Annotated in this window: 17 protein-coding genes; 6 read left to right on the top strand and 11 right to left on the bottom strand. The window is 74.1% G+C overall.

Features of this window, described 5'->3' with window-relative positions:
* Positions 1-28: 28 nt before the first annotated feature.
* The 5 genes from ACQKM2_RS14590 to ACQKM2_RS14570 all read right to left on the bottom strand — a co-directional run bounded on the left by ACQKM2_RS14590 (position 29) and on the right by ACQKM2_RS14570 (position 4858).
* Entirely contained in the window at positions 29-880 is an 852-nt protein-coding gene (locus ACQKM2_RS14590; RefSeq protein ID WP_427709640.1) for an aminoglycoside N(3)-acetyltransferase, read from the bottom strand.
* On the bottom strand, positions 877-3132 hold the full coding sequence (gene fxsBH, locus ACQKM2_RS14585; protein ID WP_427709638.1) for a radical SAM/SPASM protein FxsBH, inactivated beta-hydroxylase extension form: 2256 nt from the start codon (positions 3130-3132) through the stop codon (positions 877-879). Before fxsBH ends, ACQKM2_RS14590 begins: the two co-directional genes overlap by 4 nt.
* Positions 3133-3161: 29 nt before the next feature.
* A complete protein-coding gene (gene fxsA / locus ACQKM2_RS14580; protein WP_427709636.1) occupies positions 3162-3326 on the bottom strand; it encodes an FxSxx-COOH cyclophane-containing RiPP peptide in 165 nt (54 codons plus the stop codon).
* Positions 3327-3555: 229 nt separating this feature from the next.
* Entirely contained in the window at positions 3556-3801 is a 246-nt protein-coding gene (locus ACQKM2_RS14575) for a hypothetical protein (protein ID WP_427709634.1), read from the bottom strand.
* A gap of 166 nt (positions 3802-3967) precedes the next feature.
* Positions 3968-4858, bottom strand: a complete 891-nt coding sequence (locus ACQKM2_RS14570) for an alpha/beta fold hydrolase (protein WP_427709632.1) — start codon at positions 4856-4858, stop codon at positions 3968-3970.
* Between the two features lie 285 nt (positions 4859-5143).
* Between ACQKM2_RS14570 and adhE the strand changes: the two genes are divergently transcribed.
* A complete protein-coding gene (gene adhE / locus ACQKM2_RS14565; protein ID WP_427709630.1) occupies positions 5144-7738 on the top strand; it encodes a bifunctional acetaldehyde-CoA/alcohol dehydrogenase in 2595 nt (864 codons plus the stop codon).
* A 60-nt stretch (positions 7739-7798) separates the two neighbouring features.
* Here adhE and ACQKM2_RS14560 read toward each other — a convergent pair whose 3' ends face one another.
* The gene (locus tag ACQKM2_RS14560) at positions 7799-8401 is read right to left on the bottom strand and encodes a TetR family transcriptional regulator C-terminal domain-containing protein (RefSeq protein ID WP_427709628.1); all 603 of its coding nucleotides are present in this window, start codon (positions 8399-8401) and stop codon (positions 7799-7801) included.
* Between the two features lie 130 nt (positions 8402-8531).
* Here ACQKM2_RS14560 and ACQKM2_RS14555 point away from each other — a divergent pair, with 130 nt between their 5' ends.
* Together ACQKM2_RS14555 and ACQKM2_RS14550 are read left to right on the top strand one after the other, a co-directional pair.
* Positions 8532-9908, top strand: a complete 1377-nt coding sequence (locus ACQKM2_RS14555) for a purine-cytosine permease family protein (RefSeq protein ID WP_427709626.1) — start codon at positions 8532-8534, stop codon at positions 9906-9908.
* Between the two features lie 32 nt (positions 9909-9940).
* The gene (locus ACQKM2_RS14550; protein ID WP_427709624.1) at positions 9941-11590 is read left to right on the top strand and encodes an amidohydrolase; all 1650 of its coding nucleotides are present in this window, start codon (positions 9941-9943) and stop codon (positions 11588-11590) included.
* A 69-nt stretch (positions 11591-11659) separates the two neighbouring features.
* On the opposite strand, the gene ACQKM2_RS14545 is transcribed toward ACQKM2_RS14550, so the two are convergent.
* Positions 11660-12745 (bottom strand): DUF3533 domain-containing protein, encoded by a 1086-nt coding sequence (locus ACQKM2_RS14545; protein WP_427709623.1) that lies wholly within the window; start codon positions 12743-12745, stop codon positions 11660-11662.
* A gap of 144 nt (positions 12746-12889) precedes the next feature.
* Between ACQKM2_RS14545 and ACQKM2_RS14540 the strand changes: the two genes are divergently transcribed.
* The 3 genes from ACQKM2_RS14540 to ACQKM2_RS14530 all read left to right on the top strand — a co-directional run bounded on the left by ACQKM2_RS14540 (position 12890) and on the right by ACQKM2_RS14530 (position 19706).
* Positions 12890-16495 carry a DNA polymerase III subunit alpha gene (locus ACQKM2_RS14540; protein ID WP_427709621.1) on the top strand — a complete coding sequence of 1202 codons (3606 nt, stop codon included), beginning with the start codon at positions 12890-12892 and terminating at the stop codon, positions 16493-16495.
* Positions 16492-17844 carry a DNA polymerase Y family protein gene (locus ACQKM2_RS14535; RefSeq protein ID WP_427709619.1) on the top strand — a complete coding sequence of 451 codons (1353 nt, stop codon included), beginning with the start codon at positions 16492-16494 and terminating at the stop codon, positions 17842-17844. Before ACQKM2_RS14540 ends, ACQKM2_RS14535 begins: the two co-directional genes overlap by 4 nt.
* Before the next feature lie 1001 nt (positions 17845-18845).
* Positions 18846-19706, top strand: coding sequence for an esterase/lipase family protein (locus ACQKM2_RS14530; RefSeq protein ID WP_427709617.1), 861 nt, complete (start codon positions 18846-18848; stop codon positions 19704-19706).
* Positions 19707-19725: 19 nt separating this feature from the next.
* Here ACQKM2_RS14530 and ACQKM2_RS14525 read toward each other — a convergent pair whose 3' ends face one another.
* The 4 genes from ACQKM2_RS14525 to ACQKM2_RS14510 all read right to left on the bottom strand — a co-directional run bounded on the left by ACQKM2_RS14525 (position 19726) and on the right by ACQKM2_RS14510 (position 23067).
* Entirely contained in the window at positions 19726-20295 is a 570-nt protein-coding gene (locus ACQKM2_RS14525) for a hypothetical protein (protein ID WP_427709615.1), read from the bottom strand.
* Positions 20296-20383: 88 nt separating this feature from the next.
* Positions 20384-21460, bottom strand: a complete 1077-nt coding sequence (locus ACQKM2_RS14520) for a lytic polysaccharide monooxygenase auxiliary activity family 9 protein (RefSeq protein ID WP_427709613.1) — start codon at positions 21458-21460, stop codon at positions 20384-20386.
* Between the two features lie 183 nt (positions 21461-21643).
* Positions 21644-22126: a DUF402 domain-containing protein gene (locus ACQKM2_RS14515; protein ID WP_427709611.1), complete on the bottom strand. Its 483-nt coding sequence runs from the start codon at positions 22124-22126 to the stop codon at positions 21644-21646.
* The gene (locus ACQKM2_RS14510) at positions 22123-23067 is read right to left on the bottom strand and encodes an N-acetyltransferase family protein (protein ID WP_427709609.1); all 945 of its coding nucleotides are present in this window, start codon (positions 23065-23067) and stop codon (positions 22123-22125) included. Before ACQKM2_RS14510 ends, ACQKM2_RS14515 begins: the two co-directional genes overlap by 4 nt.
* Position 23068 lies beyond the last annotated feature (1 nt).

The following is a 23068-nucleotide window of genomic DNA, read 5'->3' as shown; positions in this document are numbered from 1 at the left end:
TCGCCACATCCCCTCATCGTTCAGTCAATCAGCGTCTGTTTTCGGTCATCCAGGCCTGAGCGTGGTCCACGGCGTGCGGAATCGAGAAGAACACCGCGGACGCCCCTCCCACCCGCCCCCCGCGCACCAGGGAATCCGGGAACGCCCGGCCGATCTCCTCGAAATCCCCGTCGTCCAGCGCGACGTCCTCGTACGTCGTCCACTCACCCGCGTCGGAGCGCCCTCCCCGCCCCTCGTGCCCGCCCCGAAGGTTCACCTTCACCACGCAGTCGTACATCCGCAAGGGGGGCTTCGGAATTCGATACTCCGCGAGATGGAAAGCGGTACAGGCCGAAAATCCCACATTGATCATGAGTACCTGTCCTCCCTCCCAGCACAGCTTTCCCAGCGGGGAATCCTCACCCAGGTGGCTTTCGGTGCGGTGCCCCGCGCACAGCCGGCGCGCGTCCGCGCCGAGCGCGGCGAACGAGGTCTGCGGGTGGCCGCTGCGGGCGGCGCCCGGGGTGGTGCGGACCACCTCGGCGAAGACGCCCACGCCCTGGCTCGGGGTGCGGTCCGGGTCGAAGGGCTCCATCCGCGCCCGGAAGGCCGCCGCCCCGGCCTCGTCGAGACCGGCGACGCGGGCCAGGTGGGCCGTGGAAGTGAGGGAGTTCTCCGCCGTGAAGGCCGGGACGACCAGCGTGCCCCGGGGGCCGAGGACCCCGAGCAGGGCGTCGCGCAGCGTCCCGGCGCGCAGGCCGGTCCCGCCGAGGGCGGCGTGCACCAGCAGCCGCTGCCCGGGGCGCACGCCGAGCAGCCGCAGCTGGGCGGCGAGCCGGTAGCGGCCGGGCGGGGCGGGCGGGGCGGGTGGGCCGGCGGCCGGGCCGGGCGGGGCGGTCACGCGTCGACCGCCTTCAGTTCCCAGCGCAGCTCCTCCACCAGCCGCTTGCCGCTGACCGTCAGTTCCGCCGCCTCCGCCAGCCGGTCCAGCGCGCGGTGGATCCGGTCCGAGCCGCCCGGCTCCTGCGTGCCCGTCGCCCGGCGGTACGCCTCCACCGCGACCCGCTCGTGCACGTCGGCCAGCAGCCGCGACACCGGCACCGGGCGGGTCCGCCAGGGCGAGGGGTGCTGCCAGGCCCCGTCCAGCGCGTAGAGGTCGGCCACCTCGGTCAGCTCCCGCAGCCGGGCCCGCCGCCGCCCGGTCAGCAGGGCCAGCGCGGTCTCCCGCACCCCGGCCGCGTACGGCACCCCGAGCGCGGCCGGCCCGTGCCGCCCGGCCTCGCCCCAGCCCCCGGCCCGCGGGCCGCCGGCGAGCGGGGTGAGGGTGCCCAGCCCGGCGACGGCCGCCCGCGCGAAGCCGGGGACGGTGCGCAGCAGCAGTGCCCGGGCCGCGTCGAGCCGGCCCCGCCACTCCTCGGCCTCCCCGGCGCCGAGCCGCAGCCGGGGCGGGCGGGCGAAGCAGTTCCGGTACGGGTCCAGGTCCTCCAGCGCAACCGCGGGCTCCCCGGTCCCGGGCGACCAGGTCCGTACCGGCAGCCAGCGCGCGTCCCCCGCCGACGGGCCGAAGCGGTGCTCGGTGCGGCCCGCGCGGACGACCGCGTACCCCTCGCCGGTGGCGTGCAGCAGGGCGCGGCCCCGGGTGCCGGGCTCTCCGAGCCGCAGCAGCCCCAGCGTCGGCAGGTACACCTCCCCGTCCCGGTAGGCCACCTCGGCCGGCAGTTCCAGCCCGCCCCGCAGCACGGCGGCGGCCGTCAGCGCGGCGAGCCGGCGGGCCGCGGCCGGGCCGTCCGGGCGCCCCTCCCGCACGGCGTCCAGGGCCTCCAGCACCCAGGTGCGGGTGAACGGGTGGGCCAGTACGGCGTCCAGCGCGTCCGCACCCGCCTCCCCGGCCCCCTCCACCCCGGCCAGCAGCTCCCAGGCCCGCGCCCAGGCGGGGTCCCCCGCGAGGTCCCCGTGCAGCCGGGCCAGCAGGATCCGGGTCAGCTCCTCCTGGGACCGGGCCAGTCCGGCCGGGTCGGCCAGCTCGGGGGCGGTCTGCCGGGCGGCGGTGCGCCCCTCGACCCCGTCCACCAGCTCGCGCAGGTCGGAGCAGTACACGGAGGGGTTGTCGAAGCCGTTGTCCTCCCGGTAGCGGTGCGTGTACAGGCCGCCGCCGCACGAACGTACGACAGGGCAGCGGCGGCACGTGCCGCTGACGCCGGCGAGCCCGAGCTGCCGGGCGCGCACCCCGGGGTGCGCGGCGACCTCGTCGAAGGCGTGGCGGAAGACGTCGAAGCCGGTGGCGGCGGCCCCCTCGAAGGCGCTCTTGAGGGAGTCGACCTGCTCCAGCGTGCCGTCCGTCTCCACCACGACCAGGTCGGTCGGGGCCAGCCCCAGGGACTCCGTCAGGCTGGGTCCGCCGCGCAGCGTGGACAGCAGGGACTCGAAGAGCCGGACGGGCACCGGCCGTTCCAGCTGCTCCCAGCGGTCGAAGACGCGCAGCAGCCAGCGCGCGTAGGCGTCGGGCGCGCCGTCGGGGCGCTCCGGCGGGGTCTCCCAGGTGGCGTGGGGGAGCAGGAAGTCCACCCGCGGCGGCTCCAGGGCGACCAGTGCGTCCAGCACGGCGACCGGGTCGTTGGCCACGTCCACGGTGCACAACAGGCCCTGGTAGAGGTGCCGGTAGGGCGCGGAGCGCAGCAGTTCCAGGGCGGCCAGGACCAGCGGGTGGCTGGAGCGGCCGTCGGCGAAGCGGCGGTGGCGGTCGTTGGCCGCGCGGTCCCCGTCGAGGGAGACGCCGACCCGGACGCCGTACTCGGCGAAGAGGTCCAGGTAACGGCGGCTGAGCTGGAGCCCGTTGGTGTGGATCCTCAGGTCGAGCTCGGCGGTTCCGGCGAGTGCGCGGGTGAACTCCTCGCACACGAGGCGCAGCCGGTCGGGACCGGCCAGCAGGGGTTCCCCTCCGTGGAGGATCACCGTGACGGAGGGGAGTGCATGGTCACGGGCATGTTCGGCGAGCCGCGACGCGGTCTGGGAAATGACCTTGGGGGAGATCACTTTCGGCCGGGCTCGCCAGCTCTGATCTGCGTGTTCGTAGACATAGCAATGATCACAAGCGAGATCGCATCTGCTGTGAACCTTCAGGACGATCTCGCGGAAAGCGATCGTGCGGGTCATTCCACCAGTCTAGAGCGCATAACTGATCGTCAGAGCGCGGAGTTGAAGATCGGTGCCTGAACGCGACGACCGGATTCCGACGGAAGTACGCGTTCGAGGACGGCGGCCGCGGAAGCGCTGCGGACGTCGATCTTCGCGAGCGGGACACGGCGGTTCTTGACCGTGCTGGTCGGGGGGGTTGCGGAAGTGTTCACGACACCGTCCTCGGGGAGGCCATGTGAAATGGGAGGGATTGACATCAGCGCATCGCTGCTGTCAAGCGTGGACTTTACTCGGCCACACCCCATTGGCAACCGAGGCATGACGCCTGGTCAAGCGTTCTATAGAAAGCGTGACGCATTTATCGAGCGCCCGCGTCCGGCCGTTCGCCGAGGCGTCGGATCCGGTTTCCCGGCCGTCCGCCCCGGACGGCATCACCGCAGGTCAGGTCCGGCTGGAGGACTGAGTGGTGCCCAGGGGGGCCTCCGGGCCGGACGCCTGCTGCTGACTGCCCCCGCCGAACAGGAGCACGAGGGCGGTGACCACCATGGTGGCGGCGGCGATGGCGCCTACGACGTCGCCCTTCCCGGCCGGGCCGGAGGAGCGCTTCGTGTGGTGGTGGACGGTGTAGCCCACGACGAGGCCGACGACGAGGATGCCCATGCCAAGGGGGCTGATGTGCAAGGTCATTGGGGTGCCTTCCCGGCTCTCGCTTCCGCGAGGGTGAGGGCGGGGCCGGACGCTTCGCTGCGGTGCCGGCCCTGCGCGGCTTACCCCTTTCAGTCTACTGCTCCGGATTCCTCGTCCGACTGCGACGGCGGATCCGTTTCCCGTGGGACGCGCGGGCCCCGAGGGGCTACGCCGGCTGCTGTTCCCCCAGGGGTTCGCGGAGCAGCCAGGCGAGGACGTCGGGCAGTGCGCGCAGGGCCGCGAAGTGGGCGGCGGCCGGGTCGATGGCGGTGGTGGCGCCGGGGATGCGGCGGCCCAGCCAGCGCGCGTGGCCCACGGGGGAGAAGACGTCGAGCTCCCCGTGCCAGATCAGTACGGGGCAGCGGATGTCGGCGGGGTCGAAGCCCCAGGGGCTGCTGAAGGCGAGGATGTCGTCGATCCAGCCGTAGGCCGAAGTGCGCACGCCCTCGCGGTAGTTGCGCAGCAGCATCGACCGCAGGCCCGCGTCCGAGACGATCATGCGGTCGCTCGCGGTCAGCTCCCGGCGCAGCTCGTCCAGGAGCCGGCCGGGGTCCCGGGCGATGCCGGCGGCGCGCGGGATGAGCCGGGCCGCGAGCTCGTCCGGGTCGTCGGTGGCGGTGGTGTACTCCCGTACGTTCGAGGCGGCCATACCGGCGAACCAGTCCAGGTCCTCCGCGTCCCGGGGCGCGAGGGGCACCAGGGCCGCGGTCCGCGTCACCCGCTCCGGCAGCAGGGCGGCGCAGGCCAGGGCGCCGGGGGCGCCGCCCGAGCGGCCGGCCACGGCGAAGGTGTCCAGCCCGAAGGCGTCGGCGACGGCGGCCACGTCGTGGGCCACGTCGGCGACGGAGCGGCCCGGGTGGCGTCCGGAGCCGCCGTAGCCGGGCCGGTCGTAGGCGATGAGCTGTGTCCGCCGCTGGTAGAGGACCATGCCGCGGGGGGCCGGGCCGAGCCTGCTGCCGGGCATCCCGTGGAGCAGGAAGACGGGCCTGCCGTCCGGGTCGCCCCACCGCTCCGCCGTCAGAACGCGGCCGTCCGCGGTGCGCACCTCTTTGCGCACGCGCTCCCTCCCTCACGTCAGGCTCGGGCAGTCAGGCCGATTGTGCTCCCCGGTGGGGGAGCGCGGTAGGGCGCACAGGGAGGGAAATTCTTGTGAAAGTTTTCACAAGCGCACACGGGTATTTCGTCCTCCGGTGTTTCCGCAGCTCAGTGGCGTGATCGCGAGGCCCGGTGCGGGTGGCGAGGGGCTTTCGGCCTACCCGGAAAGGCCCTTTTCGGCAAGGTTGCTTCCGCTTTTGGGTGTCGAATTGAGCCATCAGGATTTCCCATCGAAGGAGTTCCCGCCATGCAGGCCGACGAGATGGTGGACGCGCTGGTCGAAGGGGCGCTGGAGGCGCTCCGCCGGTTCGAGTCGCTCGATCAGGAGCAGGTGGACCACATCGTCAGGAAGGCGTCGCTGGCGGCCCTGGGCCGGCACGGCGAACTCGCCCGGCTCGCCGTGGAGGAGACCGGCCGGGGCCTCTTCGAGGACAAGGCGGTGAAGAACCTCTTCGCCTGCGAGCACGTCGTGAACTCGATGCGCGGGCTGAAGACCGCCGGCGTCGTCCGCCGCGACGAGCTGAACGGCATCACCGAGATCGCCGAACCCGTCGGTGTCGTCTGCGCGATGACCCCGGTCACCAACCCCACCTCCACCACCGTCTTCAAGGCCCTGATCGCCCTGAAGACGCGCAACCCGATCGTCTTCGCCTTCCACCCCTCCGCGCAGAACTGCTCCGCCGAGGCCGCACGGACCGTGCGCGACGCCGCCGTCGCCGCGGGCGCCCCGGAGAACTGCGTCCAGTGGGTCGCCGAGCCCTCCATGGAGGCCACCGCCGCCCTGATGAACCACCCGGACGTCTCCACCATCCTCGCCACCGGCGGCAACGCCATGGTCAAGGCCGCCTACTCCTGCGGGAAGCCGGCCCTGGGCGTCGGCGCGGGCAACGTCCCCGCGTACGTCCACAAGAGCGCCAAGCTGGGCCGCGCGGTCCACGACATCGTGCTCTCCAAGGCCTTCGACAACGGCATGATCTGCGCCTCCGAACAGGCCGTCATCCTCGACGCCGAGATCTACGAGCAGGGCATGGCCGAGTTCGAGAGGCTCGGCGCGCACGTGCTGACCGCCGCCGAGAAGACCAAGCTGGAGGAGTACGTCTTCGGTACGACGGCCCGCGCCGCGAACTGCTCCGGCGCGAAGCTGAACGCGGCGGTCGTCGGCAAGTCCGCGGGCTGGATCGCCGGACAGGCCGGCTTCACCGTCCCCGAGGGCACCTCGATCCTGCTCGCCGAGTGTGCCGAGGTCGGCGAGCGCGAGCCGCTGACCCGCGAGAAGCTCTCCCCGATCCTCGCCGCGCTGAAGGCCGCCGACACCGAGCACGGCATCGAACTGGCCGCCGCGATGGTCGAGTTCCACGGACTGGGCCACAGCGCCGCCGTACACGCCGAGGACGAGGGGCTGGTCGAGGAGTTCGGCAAGCGGGTCAAGGCGATCAGGGTCATCGCCAACTCGCCGTCCACCTTCGGCGGCATCGGCGACGTCTACAACGCCTTCCTCCCCTCGCTCACCCTCGGCTGCGGCTCGTACGGACACAACTCGGTCTCCGGCAACGTCACCGCGGTCAACCTGGTCAACATCAAGCGGATCGGACGGCGCAACACCAACATGCAGTGGTTCAAGGTCCCGCCGAAGATCTACTTCGAGCGCGGCGCCATCCGCTACCTCGGCGAGATGGAGGGCATCGGCCGGGTCTCGATCGTCACCGACAAGACCATGGTCGCCCTCGGACACGTGCGGAAGGTCACCGACATCCTCCAGGCGCGCCCGGGCGGCGTCACGGTCCAGGTCATCGACGACGTCGAGCCCAACCCGGAGCTGTCGACCGTACGGGCGGGCGCCGCGCTGATGCGCGACTTCCGGCCCGACACGATCATCGCCCTCGGCGGCGGCTCCCCGATGGACGCCGCGAAGATCATGTGGCTGATGTACGAGCGCCCCGAGGTGGAGTTCGGGGACACGAAGGAGAAGTTCTTCGACATCCGCAAGCGCGCCTACACCTTCCCCTCGCTCGGAGAGAAGGCGAAGCTCGTCGCCGTTCCGACGACGTCCGGCACCGGCTCCGAGGTCACCCCGTTCGCCGTCATCTCCGACCCGGCCGCGGCCCGGAAGTACCCGCTCGCCGACTACGCGCTGACCCCGCACGTGGCCATCGTCGACCCGGTCCTGCCGATGAACCTGCCCCCGGACGTGACGGCCGACTCCGGCTTCGACGCCCTCACCCACGCCACCGAGGCCTACGTGTCCGCGTACGCCAACGACTACACCGACGGGCTGTGCCTCCAGGCGATCAGGCTGGTCTTCGGCAACCTCGCGCGGTGCGTGGCCGACGGGCCGGGCGACCCCGAGGCCCGCGAGAAGATGCACAACGCCTCCACGGTGGCGGGCATGGCCTTCGCCAACGCCTTCCTGGGCCTGGTGCACGCCATGGCCCACACCCTGGGCAACACCTTCCACGTGGCCCACGGACGCACCAACGCGATCCTGCTGCCGCACGTGATCCGCCACAACGGCACGGTCACCCACAAGGCCACCCCCTGGCCGAAGGCCGAGGTCTACCGGGCGCCGGAGCGCTACCAGGAGATCGCCAGGACGCTCGGCCTGCCGGCGGCCACCCCGGCCGAGGGCGTGGAGTCCTACGCCCGGGCGGTCGAGGAACTGCGCGCCGAGTGCGGGATCCCCGCCTCCTTCGCGGAACAGGGCGTGGACGAGCGGGCGTTCATCGAGGCCCTCCCCGTCCAGGCCGTGAACGCGTACGCCGACCAGTGCGCCCCCGCGAACCCGCGGATGCCGATGATCGAGGACATGGAGCAGCTGATGCGCCGCGCCTACTACGGCGCGTAGCCGCCCCGGACACCCCGGCCGCCCCGCGGCACACCGTGCCCCCGGACCCCGTCCGGGGGCTCAGCGGTGCTCGACCAGCAGGGCCGCCGCCGAGCGCGCCCGCTCCAGGGCCCGCGCCCGGTCCGCGTCCCGCTGGCCCAGCACCACCCGGGTGCTCAGCCCGTCGAGAAGGGCGAGCAGCTCCGAGGCCCGGGCGGCCGTGTCGGTCGGCGCGAACCGGCCCTGCTCCACGCCCTTGGCCAGCAGCGCCCCCAGGTCCGCGTGCCAGCCCGCGTCGATCTCCTCCTGGGCGGTGCGCAGGTCCTCGTTGGACGGCGTACGGGCCCACAGCTCGATCCACAGGGTCCAGCGCGGGTCGCGGGGGCCCCGGGGCAGGTACAGCTCCAGGAAGAGCTCCAGCTTGCGGGCGGCCGTGACCCGGCGGCGCAGCAGGGCCGCGCGTTCGGCCGCGAGCTGTTCCTCGCTCCAGCGCAGCGCCTCCAGCAGCAGCCGGTCCTTGCTGCCGTAGTAGTACAGGATGTGGCCGCCGCTGGTGCCGAGGCGGTCGGCGAGCTTGGACATGGTCAGTGCGGCGAGCCCGTCCTCGGCGATCGCCGTCATGGCCTCTTCCAGCATCCGCTCCTGGGCGATCTGCCCGTCGCGCCGCCGTGCCGCTCCTGCCACCGCTGCCGCCTCCCGATCTTCGTGGACCGACCTTATCCCGGACAGGGTCTTGACGGGGGTCGGACGCACCCCTCATCTTGAATGCCATTCAAGAACTTAGAACGCCATTCAAGATCAAGGTGCGTGCACGATGAGTGACGAGATCTTCAGAGTCGAGACGCGCGGCATCGATCCGATCCCGGACGCCGAACGGCACGGCAGCGCCCGTGACCTCTTCTGGCTCTGGTTCGGCTCCAACCTGACCTTCACCTACGTGATCAACGGGGCCCTGGCCGTCGCCTTCGGCCTCACCTTCTGGCAGGCCACCGCCGTGGTCGTGATCAGCGGACTGGCCTTCTTCGCCATCAGCGCCGCCGGACTGTCCGGCATCCGCACCGGCACCGCCACCCTGGTCATCTCCCGCGCCGCCTTCGGCGTCCGGGGCAACCTCCCCGCCGGAGTCCTCAACTGGCTCGTCGGCATCGGCTACACCATCCTCAACACCGTCGTCGGCACCCTCGCCCTGGAGGTCTTCCTGGAGGACCTGGGCCTGCTCCACGGCACCCCCGCCCGGGCCGCCGCCCTCTTCGTCACCCTCGCCCTGACCTTCGTCGTGGCCATGTGGGGCCACGCCACCGTCCAGTTCGCCGAACGCTGGATGGCCTACGTCCTCGCCGCCGGCTTCGCCGCCCTGCTCGCCTTCCTGCTCCCCGGCGCCGACACGGCCGCCCCCGCGACCACCGTGCCCGGCGCCTCCGGCTGGAGCCTGGCGTTCGTGATCATGCTGGCGGCCCCCTTCTCGTACCTCCCGATGCCCGCCGACTACACCCGCTACCTGCCCCGCACCACCTCGCTGAAGTCGATCACCTGGTACGGGGCCCTCGGCGGCTTCCTCTCCTCCGTCGCCCTCGGCGTCGCGGGCGTCGCCGCCGCGACGCGGACCGACATGACCGACGCCGTCGCCGGCACCGAGAGCCTGCTGCCCGGCTGGTTCCAGCCGCTGTTCCTGGCCCTCGTCCTGGGCGGCTCCGTCACCAACTCGATCATCACCCTCTACTCGTCCAGCCTGAACCTCCAGGTCCTCGGCATCCCGTGGACCCGCGCCAAGGCCATCGTCGTCAGCGCCGCCATCACCGGAGCCGGCTCCCTCGCCGCGCTCTTCCTCACCGACTTCACCAGCGCGCTGACCTCCTTCCTCTCGCTCCTGATCATCGTCTTCGCGCCCTGGGGCGGGGTCTTCCTCGCCGACATGCTGCTGCGCCGCTGCCGCTACGACGGCCACGCCCTGCACACCACCGGCCCCGACAGCGCCTACTGGTACCGCTCCGGCTACCACCCGGCCGGCCTGGCCGCCCTCCTCGCCGGCATCGTCTTCGCCGCCCTGACCTGCGACTCCGAGCTGTGGACCGGCCCGCTCGTGGCACCGCTGGGCGGAGCCGACCTCACCCTCCTCGGCTCGGTCGTCTCCGGCCTCGCCTACGCGGCCCTGTACCGCCGGACCCCCGCCGCCGTCCCGGCCGCGGCCTGACCCCTCCCACCCCCGCGACAGGAGCACCACCCGTGACCGCGAACCACCCCGCCGACCTGCTGCTCACCGGAGCCCGCATCCACACCGTGGACCCGGACCTGCCCGAGGCCGAGGCCCTCGCCGTGCGCGACGGCCGCATCGTGTGGGTCGGCCCCGACCGCGAGGCAGCCGCCTGGGCCGGGCCGGACACGGAGCGGATCGACGCCGCCGGGAAGCTGGTCCTGCCCGGGTTCATCGACGCCCACAACCACGTCCGGCTCGGCTCCGACGACGCCTGCGTCCAGCTCGCCGGGGTGCGCACCCTGGAGGGCATCCACGAGCGGATCCGGGCCTGGCGGGCCGAGCACCCGGGCGCCGAGTGGATCGAGGCCGAGGCCTTCGACTACTCCGCCATCCCGGGCGGCCGGATGCCGTGCGCCGCCGACCTCGACCCGGTCACCGGGGACGTACCGGCGATCGTGCTCTCGTACGACGTCCACACCGCCTGGCTGAACACGGCCGCCCTGCGCCGCCTCGGCGTCGGCCGCGACCGCACCGACCTGCCCTTCGGCACGGCCGCGACCGACCCGGAGACCGGTGAGCCCACCGGCTTCGTCACCGACTTCGCCGTCAAGGGGCTCTCCCGCGCGGGCCACCGGGCGCTGCGCGAGCTCGGCGTGCCGTGGGCGTCGCCGGACCGGCAGTACGGGCGGCTCGCCAAGAGCCTCGACGACGCCATCGGCTTCGGCATCACCACGGTGGTCGAGCCGCAGAACTCCCTCGACGACCTCGAACTCTTCGAACGGGCCCGGGCCGAGGGGCGGCTGCGCTCCCGGATCGTCGCGGCGCTGTTCCACCCGCGCGGCACCGGCGACGCCGACCTCGACGAGTTCGCCGACGCGGCCCGCCGCTTCGCGGACGACCGGCTGCGGGTCGGCCCGCTCAAGCTGTACATCGACGACGTCGTGGAACCCCGTACGGCCGCCCTGCTGGAGCCGTACACCGGCTGCGGGCACCACCGCGGCGAGACCTTCTACCCGGCGGAGGAGTTCGCGGAGCTGCTGGCGAAGCTGGACGCGAAGGGCTTCCAGTGCTTCGTGCACGCCACCGGCGACCGGGGCATCCGCACCGTCCTCGACGCCGTCGCGCACGCCCGGGCGGTGAACGGCCCGCGCGACGCCCGCCACCAGGTCGTCCACGTGGAATGCCTCGACCCCGAGGACGTGCCCCGCTTCGCGGAGCTGGGCGTGGTCGCCTGCATGCAGCCGAGGCACTGCGCGCCCGAGATCGCCGGTCCGGGCCAGGACTGGGCCGAGAACGTGGGCGAGGAGCGCTGGCACAAGGCCTGGCCGATGCGGAGCCTGCACGGGGCGGGGGCGGTGCTGGCCTTCTCCAGCGACTGGAACGTCGCCGAGATGGACCCGATGATCGGCATCTACACCGCGGTCACCCGCCGTCCCCTGGGCGGCGGCGAACCCTGGCGGCCGGAGGAGACGGTGGACGTGGAGACGGCGGTCCACGGCTACACGATGGGCTCCGCCCACGCCAACTTCCTGGAGGGGGAGCGGGGTTCGCTCACGGTCGGCAAGGCCGCCGACTTCGTGGTGCTGTCCCGCGACATCCTGCGGATCGCCCCGGAGTCCATCCCCGGCACGGTGGCCGAGACGGTGGTGGTGGCGGGCGAGGTCGTCCACCGGGCCTGAGCAGCCGCGCGGGTCACCACCGCCGGCGGGTGCGCGGTGGGCGGTGGTTCCCGGCCGCCGGGGTGGTGGTCACGTCCCGGTGAAGCGGGGGACGGACGGGGCGTCGTCGGGGAGGCCGCTGCCCACCGCGGCTCCGGGGCGGCCGCGGCGCATGACGCCGCAGGCCAGGGTGATCACGGAGCCGGCCACCGCCCAGGCGGCCAGCACCAGCATGGGCCCGCCCGCGCCGTTGCCCTTGAAGTACGCGATGGAGCGCGCGGCGTACGTACCGGCGCCCGGCGGCAGGGCCGGGCCGATCGCCCGCCAGAACGGCGGCAGCAGCGGGTACGGGTAGGCGCCGCCGGCACTCGGGTTGCCGAACACCACGACCACCAGGATGGCCAGGCCGATGCCGACCACGCCGGCGACCCCCTGGAGGGCCAGGGTGAGCGCGCCGACGGCGAAGACCACCAGGGTGCCCAGCCCCCACAGGGCCATGAGCGGGCCGGGCAGCGCACCCAGCACCGGGCCGGCGATGACCGCTCCGAGGAGCCCGGCGGCGATCGAGTACAGGAGCAGCGCGCCGAGCCGGATGACCGCGCGGTGCATGTTGGCGGGCCGGGCGCCGGCGCTGATCGCGAGGATCGCGGCGCACAGGTAGCCGCCCACGCACCAGCCGACCACCAGGTAGAAGGAGCTCAGACCGCGGCTGTCGCCCCGGTCGGCGGGGGCCACGTCGACGACCCGGACCGTGCGGCCCTGCGCCTTCTCGGCCAGGCCGACGATCTGCTCCAGGGCCTGGGAGAGCGAGGCCCCGGCGCCGCTCGCGACCAGCAGCCGGTCGGTGGTTCCGGCCGGGTCGACGACCAGGGCGCCGTCCACGTCGCGGTTCCGGATCTGCGCGAGCGCCGCCGCCTCGTCCTCGACCGCGCGCGGGTCGAGCGGCCCGCCGGGCAGGTCGTCGAGCGCCTTCGCCGTCCGCGCGGCGAGGGCCTCGGCGGGGGCGGCCACCGCGATCGGGATCTCGCTGGGCTTCGGGTGGTGGAAGGCCCCGATGTAGGAGGTGATGAACGCCAGCTGGAGGGCCAGCACCCCCAAGACCAGCAGGGCTGCCCGGGCGGTCACGGCGTCCTTGATCTCGGCGAGGAAACCGCTGCTCTCGGTGGGGTGGGTCATGGTGCCCACGCTCGGCGCGCCGGGGGTCCGGCGCAGCAGGGGAGGCCCGAATGGATGATCGAACAAGTGTTTCGCACGGATATTCGAATTGCTCTATGGTGGAGAAGGGGGAGGTCGAAGGTCGAGCGAAGCAGGAGGCCGCGGGTGCCTGGTTTTACGCATCTGCACACCGTTTCGGGGTTCTCCGTGCGGTACGGGGCCTCGCACCCGGAGCGGCTGGCGGAACGGGCCGCCGAGCGGGGCATGGACGCCCTCGCCCTCACCGACCGCGACAGCCTCGCGGGCGCGGTGCGGTTCGCGAAGGCGGCCGCCGCGGCCGGGATCCGGCCGCTGTTCGGCGTGGACCTGGCCGTTCCCCCCGCGGACCCGGCCGTTCCTCCCGCAGGCCCGGCCGGCGAGGCCTCGTACCGCAGGCGCACCCCCGTCAGGGGCGGGGCCTTCGTGGACGAGTCCGCCCCGCGTGCGCTCTTCCTGGCCCGGGACGGGGCCGCCGGCTGGGCGGAACTGTGCCGGATGGTCACCGCCGCCTCCGCCCTGGCCGGGCGGGGGGAGGGGAGCGGGGCCGGGGCCGCCACCCCCGATGGCGCCCCCGACGGGGCCCCCGGCGGCGACGGGCTCGTGGTGCCGGGCGGCTTCGACGGCCCCGGCCGGTTCGCGGGGCCGGGTTCCGGTGCCGCCGGAGCGCAGGGGCTGTCGTGGGAGGCGTTGCGCGGGGAAGGGGTGTTCGTGCTGCTCGGGCCCGGGTCCGAGGTGGGGCGGGCGCTCGCCGCCGGACGCCCCGACCGGGCCGCGCGGCTGCTCGCGCCCTGGCGGGAGGTCTACGGCGACGCCCTGCGCCTGGAGGCCGTCCACCACGGCCGCACCGGCACCGGCCCCGGCTCGCTGCGCCTGGCCGCCCGTACCGTCGGCTTCGCCGCCGAGCAGGGCGTCACGGCCGTGCTGACCAACGCCGTCCGGTACGCCGACCCCGGCCAGGGCCCCGTGGCCGACGTCCTCGACGCCGCCCGCAGGCTCGTCCCCCTCGGCCCCCGCACCACCCGCGACAGCGGCGAGCGGTGGCTCAAGGACCCCGCCGCCATGACCGAGACCGCCGAGCGGATCGCCGAGGCGGCCGGACTGCGCGCCGCCGACGCCCGCCGGCTGCTCGCCCGGACCCGGGAGACCGCCGGGGCCTGCTCCGTGGACCCCGAGGACGACCTCGGCATCGGCTCCGTGCACTTCCCCGAGGCCCGCCTCGTCGGCGCCGCCCGCCGCACCGCCCAGCGGGTGCTCGCCTCCCGCGCCTCGGCCGGCATGGTGCTGCGCGGCTACGCCGGGCGGCGCGCGTACTGGGACCGGATGGAGGAGGAGCTCGACGTCATCGCCCACCACGGCTACGCCTCCTACTTCCTGACGGTCGCCCAGGTCGTGGACGACGTACGGGAGATGGGCATCCGGGTGGCCGCGCGCGGCTCCGGCGCGGGCTCCCTCGTCAACCACCTCCTCGGCATCGCGCACGCCGACCCCGTCGAGCACGGCCTGCTGATGGAGCGGTTCCTGTCCAAGCGCCGCCGCGTGCTGCCCGACATCGACATCGACGTGGAATCCGCCCGCCGGCTGGAGGTCTACCGCCGGATCATCGGCCGCTTCGGCACCGAGCGCGTCGCCACCGTCGCCATGCCCGAGACCTACCGGGTCCGCCACGCCGTCCGCGACGTCGGCGCCGCCCTGTCCATGGACCCGGCCGCCGTCGACCGGCTCGCCAAGGCCTTCCCGCACATCCGGGCCCGCGACGCCCGCGCCGCCCTGGCCGAACTGCCCGAACTCCGCGAGGTGCGCGAGGCGCGGGCGGAGGAGCACGGGCGGCTGTGGGACCTCGTCGAGGCGCTCGACGCGCTGCCGCGCGGGACCGCCATGCACCCGTGCGGGGTCCTGCTCTCCGACGCCTCGCTGCTCGCCCGCACCCCGGTGGTCCCCACCAGCGGCGAGGGCTTCCCCATGTCCCAGTTCGACAAGGACGACGTGGAGGACCTCGGCCTGCTCAAACTCGACGTGCTGGGCGTGCGCATGCAGTCCGCGATGGCGCACGCGGTCACCGAGCTCAAGCGGGCGACGGGCCTCGACCTCGACCTCGACGACCCCGCGCAGGTCCCCCCGGGCGACGGGCCGACGTACGAACTGATCCGCTCCGCCCAGACGCTGGGCTGCTTCCAGATCGAGTCCCCCGGACAGCGCGACCTGGTGGGCCGGCTCCAGCCCGACTCCTTCCACGACCTGGTCGTCGACATCTCCCTCTTCCGGCCCGGCCCGGTCGCCGCCGACATGGTGCGCCCCTTCGTCGAGGCCCGGCACGGGCGGGCCCCGGTCCGCTTCCCGCACCCGGACCTGGCCGACGCGCTGCGCGAGACCTACGGGGTGGTGGTCTTCCACGAGCAGATCATCGAGATCGTGCACGTCATGACCGGCTGCGGCCGCGACGAGGCCGACCGGGTGCGGCGCGGGCTCTCCGACCCGGAGTCCCAGGGCCGGATCAGGGCCTGGTTCGCGGCGACGGCCGCCGGGCGCGGCTACGCGCCCGAGGTGGTCGCCCGGACCTGGGAGATCGTCGAGGCCTTCGGCAGCTACGGCTTCTGCAAGGCGCACGCCGTGGCCTTCGCCGTGCCCACCTACCAGTCGGCGTGGCTCAAGACCCACCACCCGGCGGCCTTCTACGCGGGGCTGCTCACCCACGACCCCGGGATGTACCCGAAGCGGCTGCTGCTGGCGGACGCCCGGCGGCGGGGGGTGCCGGTGCTGCCGCTGGACGTGAACCGGTCGGCGGTCGCCCACCGCATCGAACTGGTGTCCGATGGTCCGGAGCGGTGGGGGCTGCGGCTCGCCCTGTCCGACGTCCACGGCATCAGCGAGGCCGAGGCCCGCCGGATCGAGGCCGGACAGCCGTACGCCTCCCTGCGCGACTTCTGGGACCGCGCCCACCCGGGCCGCCCGGTCGCCGAACGTCTCGCCCAGGTCGGCGCGTTGGACGCGTTCGGCGCCAACCGGCGCGACCTGCTGCTCCACTTGACGGAACTGCACGGCGCCCAGCGCACCGCAGGCGCCGGGGGAGCGGCCCAACTGCCCCTCGGCAGGGGCCGTTCCACCGCCCCCGTCGGGCTGCCCGACCTGACCGACGCCGAACGGCTCAGCGCCGAACTCGGCGTCCTCGGCATGGACGCCTCCCGCCACCTGATGGACGACCACCACGCCTTCCTCGCCGAGCTGGGCGTGACCCCGGCCGCCCGCCTGCGGGACACCGGGCACGGGCGGACCGTCCTCGTCGCGGGCGCCAAGGCGGCCACCCAGACCCCGCCGATCCGCTCCGGCCGCCGCGTCATCTTCACCACCCTCGACGACGGCACCGGCCTGGTCGACCTGGCCTTCTTCGACGACAGCCAGGAGGCGTGCGCGCACACCGTCTTCCACTCCTTCCTGCTGCTCGTACGGGGAGTCGTGCAGCGGCGCGGCCCGCAGAGCCTGAGCGTGGTCGGGGCCGCCGCCTGGAACCTCGCCGAGCTGGCCGAACTGCGCGCGCACAGCGGCCTGGAGGCGGTCACGGCCCGGCTCGCCGAACCCCTGGCCGGGGACGGCACCGGGGACGCGGCCGGCACCCGCCGCCGCATCCACCTCCCCACCGGCTACGAGATGAACCCCTGGGCCGACCTCCAGCCGCCCGGGGAGCGCGCCGCCACCGGCCGCAAGCTGTGGCACTCCAGCCCGGGGAGCGCGGGATGAGCACCGCCTCGACGAGCACCGCCGGGGCGGGCACGGCCGGGGCGAGCACCGCCGGTGCGGCCGGCGTGCTGCACGTCCGCTGCGCCCCCACCCTGTCCGGGGAGGGCTACCGCGAGGTGCTGGAGCTGCTGCGCGAGTTCTCCCCGCTGGTCCAGGCCCTGCCGCCGCGCGCCGCACTGGTCCAGGTCCGCGGCGCCCAGCGGTACTTCGGCGCCGGCCCGGCCCGCATCGCCGAAGTCGTCCGGCTGCGCGCGGTGGCCCGGCTGGGCACCGACGTCCGGATCGGGGTCGCCGCCACCTGGGCGGTGGCGTCCATGGCGTCCGCCCGGATCGAGGGGCCCGGCGGGGTGCTGGCCGTGCCCGGAGAGGCGGTGGCCGGCTTCCTGGACCCGCTCCCGGTGGAACGGCTGTACGGGCTCGGCTCCCGGCAGGCCGACGCGCTGCGCCGGTACGGGCTGCACACCGTCGGGGCGCTCACCCACGTCCCGCCCGGGGTCGTCGAGCGGATCCTCGGCAAACGGGCCGGCCGGCTCGCGGCCGAGCGGGCCCGCGGGATCGACCCGCGCCCGGTCACCCCGCGCGACCTGCCCTCCTCGGCCGCCGTCCGCACCGGGTTCACCCGCCAGGAGCTGGACGGCCCGCACGCCCGCGCCGAGCTGCTCGGCCTCGTGGTCCGGCTCGGCGCGCAGCTGCGCGGACGCCGCCAGGCCGCCCGGTCCCTGTCGCTGACCCTGCAGTTCGCGGGCGGCACCCGGTGGGAACGGTCCCGGCGGCTGGCGGAGCCCTCCGCCCACGACGAGGACCTGCGCACCCTCGCGTACCGCCTGATGGACGCGGCCGGCCTGCAACGGGCCCGGCTGACCGGGATGGTGCTGCGCGCGGAGGACCTCACGGCCGCGGAGGGCGTGACCCGCCAGCTCACGCTGGACCCGGTCCGCGAGTCCCGGCTGACGGTGGAGGCGGCCGTCGACCGCGCCAACGCCCGGTTCGGGCCCGGCACGGTCCGCCCGGCGTCGGTCGCGGGCCCGGTACGGCGGCGCTCAGATCCCGTCGAGCATCAGCCGGGCCGTCTCCGCGCGCAGCGGGGTGGTCTGGGCCTGGATCAGGTGGAACTGGGCCTCGCGGGAGAGCCGGCCGGCGGTGTGCCCGTACTGGATCGCCCGGCCGCCCGCCACCGCCACGCAGGTCGCGGCCGCCCGGACGGCCAGGTCCAGGACGGCGGCCCGCAGGGTGAGGCGGTCCCCGGTGCGCTCCCCGCGCGGGACCTCGTCGCGCAGGGCGTAGGCCTCGGCGCGCAGCCGGGCGGTGCGCTCGGCGAGGCGCAGGCCGAGGTCCTCGTACGGGGGTGACTGGAGGAGGAAGGCGGCGGTGGCACGCAGCTGGCCGAAGACGGCGGGCTGCGCGTCGGCGTTCTCCAGGTCGTAGGCGCGGATCCAGTCGGCCCGCGGCAGCAGCCCGACCACCCGCCCGTCGGGTACGCGGACGTCGCGCAGCTCGACGGTGGCGGTGTGCGTGCCGCCCATCGCCCACAGCGGGGCCCCTTCGGCGGATCCCAGGCCGCTGTCGGTGCGGTCGACCAGGGCGAGGACCGCCTCGTCGGAGGGGCCGACGGCGCCGGCGAACACGGTGTCGGCCAGGTCCCATCCGGTCACCCAGGGCATCCGCCCGTCGAGCCGCCATCCGCCCGGGACCCGCCGGGCGGTGACGGGCGGGCGCGGGTGGCGCAGGAAGGCGAAGCCCGCGGTGGCGCGCGTCTTCCCGGAGGCGAGGTCCGGCAGCCGGCTCTCGCGCAGGGCGTCGCCCGCCGGGCCGGCCGCCTGGTGCAGGGCCTTGGCCAGCGGGACGTGCTGGGTCCACACGAACCAGGTCGAGGGGTCCACCGCCGCCAGTACCTCGTGCACCTCCCGGAACACCTGGCGGGCGGTCAATCCCCCGGCCGGATCCGGTTCGTATCCGATCAGCCCGTACGCGCCCGCCGCGGCGAGCGCGTCCAGGTGCGTGCGCGGCACCCCGTTCACGGCGGTCCGCTCCGCCTCCGGCGCCAGTACGCGTACGGCGGCCTCCGTGACGGCGGCGACCAGCGGATCGGCCGCCAGTCCGGGCGGGGCGGCCAGGGCGGTACCGGCTCCGGGGGCCCTCTGCATGGCGCGGGTTCACCTCAAGTCCGTGTCCGGGGGCGTCCATTGTTCCTGAGCGGGACTGGAGGAAGGCTCGACACACCAGTTTTTACCGACGCGTAACTTCCAAGTTTTGCTACTGGACCGTAATTTAGCCACAGCAGCCCCCCTTGTGATCCGGATCACGGGACGAACCCCCACGCATTCCCCTTGACCCGCAAGGAGATCACACGATGCTGCCCTGGAGACGCCTGCTCCGCCCGCTGGCCGTCCTCGCCCTCACCGCAGCCGCCCTCGTCGCCCCCACCGGCGCCGCCCAGGCCGCGACAGCCCCCAGCAGCGGCTGGAACAACTGGTCCTGCAAGCCGTCCGCCGCCCATCCCCGGCCCGTCGTCCTGGTCCACGGCACCTTCGGGAACTCCGTCGACAACTGGCTCGGATTCGCCCCCTACCTGGTCCACCGCGGCTACTGCGTCTACTCCCTCGACTACGGCCAGCTGCCCGGCGTGCCCTTCTTCAACGGCCTCGGGCCCATCGACAAGTCCGCCGGCCAGCTCGACGCCTTCGTCGACAAGGTCCTCGCCTCCACCGGCGCCGCCAAGGCCGACCTGGTCGGCCACTCCCAGGGCGGCATGATGCCCCGCTACTACCTCAAGTTCCTCGGCGGCGCCGCCAAGGTCAACGCCCTCGTCGGCCTCGCCCCCGACAACCACGGCACCACCCTGTCCGGACTCACCCAGCTGCTCCCGTACTTCCCCGGAGCCGAGGACCTGATCAGCACCGCCACCCCCGGACTCGCCGACCAGATCGCCGGCTCCGCCTTCCAGCAGAAGCTGAACGCCGGCGGCGACACCGTCCCCGGGGTGAAGTACACGGTCATCGCCACCAGGTACGACGAGGTGGTCACCCCCTACCGGAGCGCCTTCCTGGACGGGCCGGACGTCCGCAACGTCGTACTCCAGGACCTGTGCCCGCTGGACCTCTCGGAGCACGTGGCCATCGGCCTGACCGACCGGATCGCCTGGCACGAGGCGCTCAACGCCCTCGACCCGGCCAACGCCGAACGCACCACCTGCGCCTCGGTCTTCGGCTGAGACCGGGCGCGGGCCGTCCTCACAGCGCGTTGAACGACCAGAAGACGCCGACCTCGTCCGCGGACACCGCGACCAGGCCCAGATCCATCATGTAGCCGGTGAAGGGGTGGCCGCCTTCGAGGTCCCGCGCCAGGAAGTCGGGCGCGTCGCAGGCGCGGGCGAGGTCGGAGGAGGTCCAGAACGCCGCACCGGGGCCGAAGCGGTCCAGCACGGTCCGGGCGTCCGCGAGCACCGCGTCGCGGTCCTCCCGCGCCCGGACCGGGGAGGCCTCGAAGAACCACTCCTGCGCGAGCGAGGCGAGCAGCCCCACCGCGGCTCCGGCCTGGATCGGCCGGAGCCCGGCCCGGACGTCCTCGGCGGGCACGGCACGGAACGGGTGGAAGGGGTGACCGCCCTCCCGCACCGCGTCATCCGCCTGCCAATCCAGTGCGGACCAGCCCCGAGGGTCGGCGACCGAACGCTCCATCACGGCGAGAACGTCCTCGGCCCAGTCCTCGTGCAGCCTGGGGCCGCTCCTCGCGAGGGTGTGGACGTCGCCCAGGAGCCGCACCAGTGCGGCTTCCCAGGTGTTCCTGTCGGGGGCGTTCATCACGGATCCTGCGGTCCTCCGGTCGGGGCGGGGCGAGTGCCCCTCACCCCGGCCCCATCGTCCCACCGCTCCCTCGCCCCGGCGGACGTCAGCGGCCGTGCCGGCCGGCCGTCGCGCGGCGGCGGGCCATCGCGAACATCACCGCCGCACCGGCGGCGAGCGCCCCGGCCCCCGCGACCGCGATCAGCGGGGTCGCCGAGCTGCCGCCGGTCGCGGCGAGGTCCCCGCCGGTGCCGGTGCCGGTGCCGGTGCCGGTGCCGTTGGCATTGGCGGCCGGCGAGGACGCGGCGGAGGCCTCGCCCGAGCCCGGGGCGGCGGCGATCGGGGAGGCGGCCGCCCGGCCGTTCGTCTTCGGGTCGTTGTCCCCGTGGCCGTTGTGCTCGATCGTCGACTTGCCCGAGCCGTCGGAGATCTGCTGGTCCGTCGGCGCCTTGGGCGGCTCCACGGGCTTGGCGGAGGAGCCGGCCGACGGCTTCGCGCTCGGGGCGGTCCCCGTACCGGGCGCCGTACCGCTGCCGCCGCCGTCCTTGCCGAAGACCACGTCCGAGCAGGTGTAGAACGCCTCCGGGCTGTCCGAGCGCTGCCAGATGCTGAAGATCAGATGGCGGCCGGTCTTCTTCGGGACCGTGCCGCCGAAGACGTAGTCGCCGTTCTGCATGCCCGGGTCGGTGGCCTTCGCGAACGGCGCCGGCTCCAGGTCGGACCACTTCAGCGGCTTCGACGGGTCATAGCCGTCCTTCGTCACGTACAGCTCGAAGGAGCCCTTGTGCGGGGCGGTCCCCTTGTACCGGAAGGTGTGCGCGCCGGCCGTCATCGGGGAGGCCGGCCAGTCGGCGCGGGCCAGGTCCAGGCCCTTGTACTTGGCGTTGCCCGCCGAGCACAGCTGCCCGTCCGGGATCAGCGACTTGTGCTGCCCGGCCGCGTTGGCGATGTTCACCCCGTTCCAGTCGTAGAACGCCTGCGGCCCGGCCGCCGTGACGGCCGCCTTGCACGCCGCCGACTTCGGGGCCTCGGGACCCTCCGCGTAGCAGGCCGCCACCCGGCTGACCGGGTCCGTCATCGACCCGTGGGCGGCCGCCGGCCCGGCGGCGTACGCGGCCACCGCGAGCGGGGCCAGACCGGCGGCGGCGATACGGGCGGCGGTACGGGAACGGCGTGCGGACATGGGTGGATCTCCTTCGGGCGCAAGGCGGGGGAGCGCCAGCGGAACCGGCCGGCGGCCCTCCCTGGCCCCGCCAAGCTAGCCCGCGGAAAAGCCCGTCCGGCCCGGATGGGGCCCCGGGAGGGGATCCTTAGGGTCCGCTTAAGGAAGGCCTAAGCGGGCCCACAGAAACGCCCCCGCCGACGCCTATGCGAGGAGCCCGGCGAGCCCCTCCGCCGTGCGGGCACGCTCCTCCAGGGAGTCCAGTGCCCGTACGGCCCGGGCCGCCGCCTCCGGGTCCCGCGCGGCCAGCCCGCTCGCCGCGAACTCGTCCTCGTCCAGCCGCAGTACGGACTCCCCGTCCGCGGACACCCACAGGTCGAGGTCCAGGTCGTCGACCACGATCTCGCCGCCGCGGACCACGGCGGGCCGCGTCACGTCGCAGTACCAGCCCTTGAGGACGCCCCCACCGGTCCACACCTCCTTGACCGCGTACCAGCGGGTCCGCCAGAAGTGCTCCACGAACACGTCGCCCGGCTCGAAGCGGACGAACCCGAAGTCCTTCACCCCCTCGGCCGCCCAGGGCGCGCGCACCGAGATCCGGTCCCCGTCGTCGGCGAGCTGCGCCGCCGGGTAGCTGATCTTGGTGCGGCCGGCCTTGGTCAGGGTCACGGTCCAGGACACGGTCATCGGGAGGCTCCCAGCTGCTTGGTGAAGCGCGTCTCGGTCGCGCAGGTCTCGTACCCGAACCACTCGTTGATCGCGAGCATCGGGCTGTTCCCGGCGTCGTTGCCGGTGAAGGCCTCGGTGTACCCGGCCGCGCGGGCCCGGTGCAGCGAGTCGGTCTTGGCGAGCTTGGCCAGCCCGCGGCCGCGGAAGGCGCGCCGGGTGCCGGTCATCGCCGTGCCGTAGCGGGTCGCGCCGTCCGTCCGCGCCGCGGTGAAGGCCGCCACGGCCCCGTCGACGAGGACGACCGTCGTCAGCTCGTGGTCCAGGGTCGGCTCGTGCCAGACGGTGTCCAGCCAGTCCTCGTAGTCGTCCAGCTCGATCGGCACGTCGCCCGGCTCGTCGGCCGTCACCTCGGCGTCGGCCTCGTACAGCGGGCGCGGGTCGGCGGCGAAGGCCGACCCGGGCCGCAGCTCCACCCCGGCCGGCAGCTCCCCCGGCAGCGGCGGCAGGGTGCCCGCCGCCAGGTCCAGCCGCAGGAAGTGCGCGCTGCGGCTGGGGCGGTAGCCGTGCCGCTCGGCGAAGCCCCGGTGCGCGGGCCCGTCCAGCACCCAGGCGTACGCGTCCACCGCGCCCCGCACCGCGAGGTGCTCCTCGGCGGCGCGCAGCAGCGCGGTCCCGGCGCCGAGGCCCTGGTGCGCGGGGTCGACGTGGACGTTCACGAAGGACAGCCCCGGCTGCGGGCTGTCGTACGCGAGCCCGGCCTGCGCGGTGCCGAGGGGACGTCCGTCGGGGGACTCGGCGAGGAGCAGGCGGTAGTGCTTCTCCGGGTGGGCGGAGGTGAGTTCATGGGCGACGCCGACGGGGGTGCTGATCATGAAGGGCAGTGCCGCGCGGCGGATCCGTACGACGGCCTCGGCCGCCGGGAGGTCTTCGGGTCGGACGGCGCGGACGTGGATGGTCATG

The sequence above is a fragment of the Streptomyces sp. NPDC004126 genome, assembly GCF_050275515.1.
In the GTDB taxonomy this organism is placed as follows: domain Bacteria; phylum Actinomycetota; class Actinomycetes; order Streptomycetales; family Streptomycetaceae; genus Streptomyces.
The sequence above is the reverse complement of the archived record's forward strand: the minus strand, read 5'-3'. Positions and strand labels throughout refer to the sequence as shown.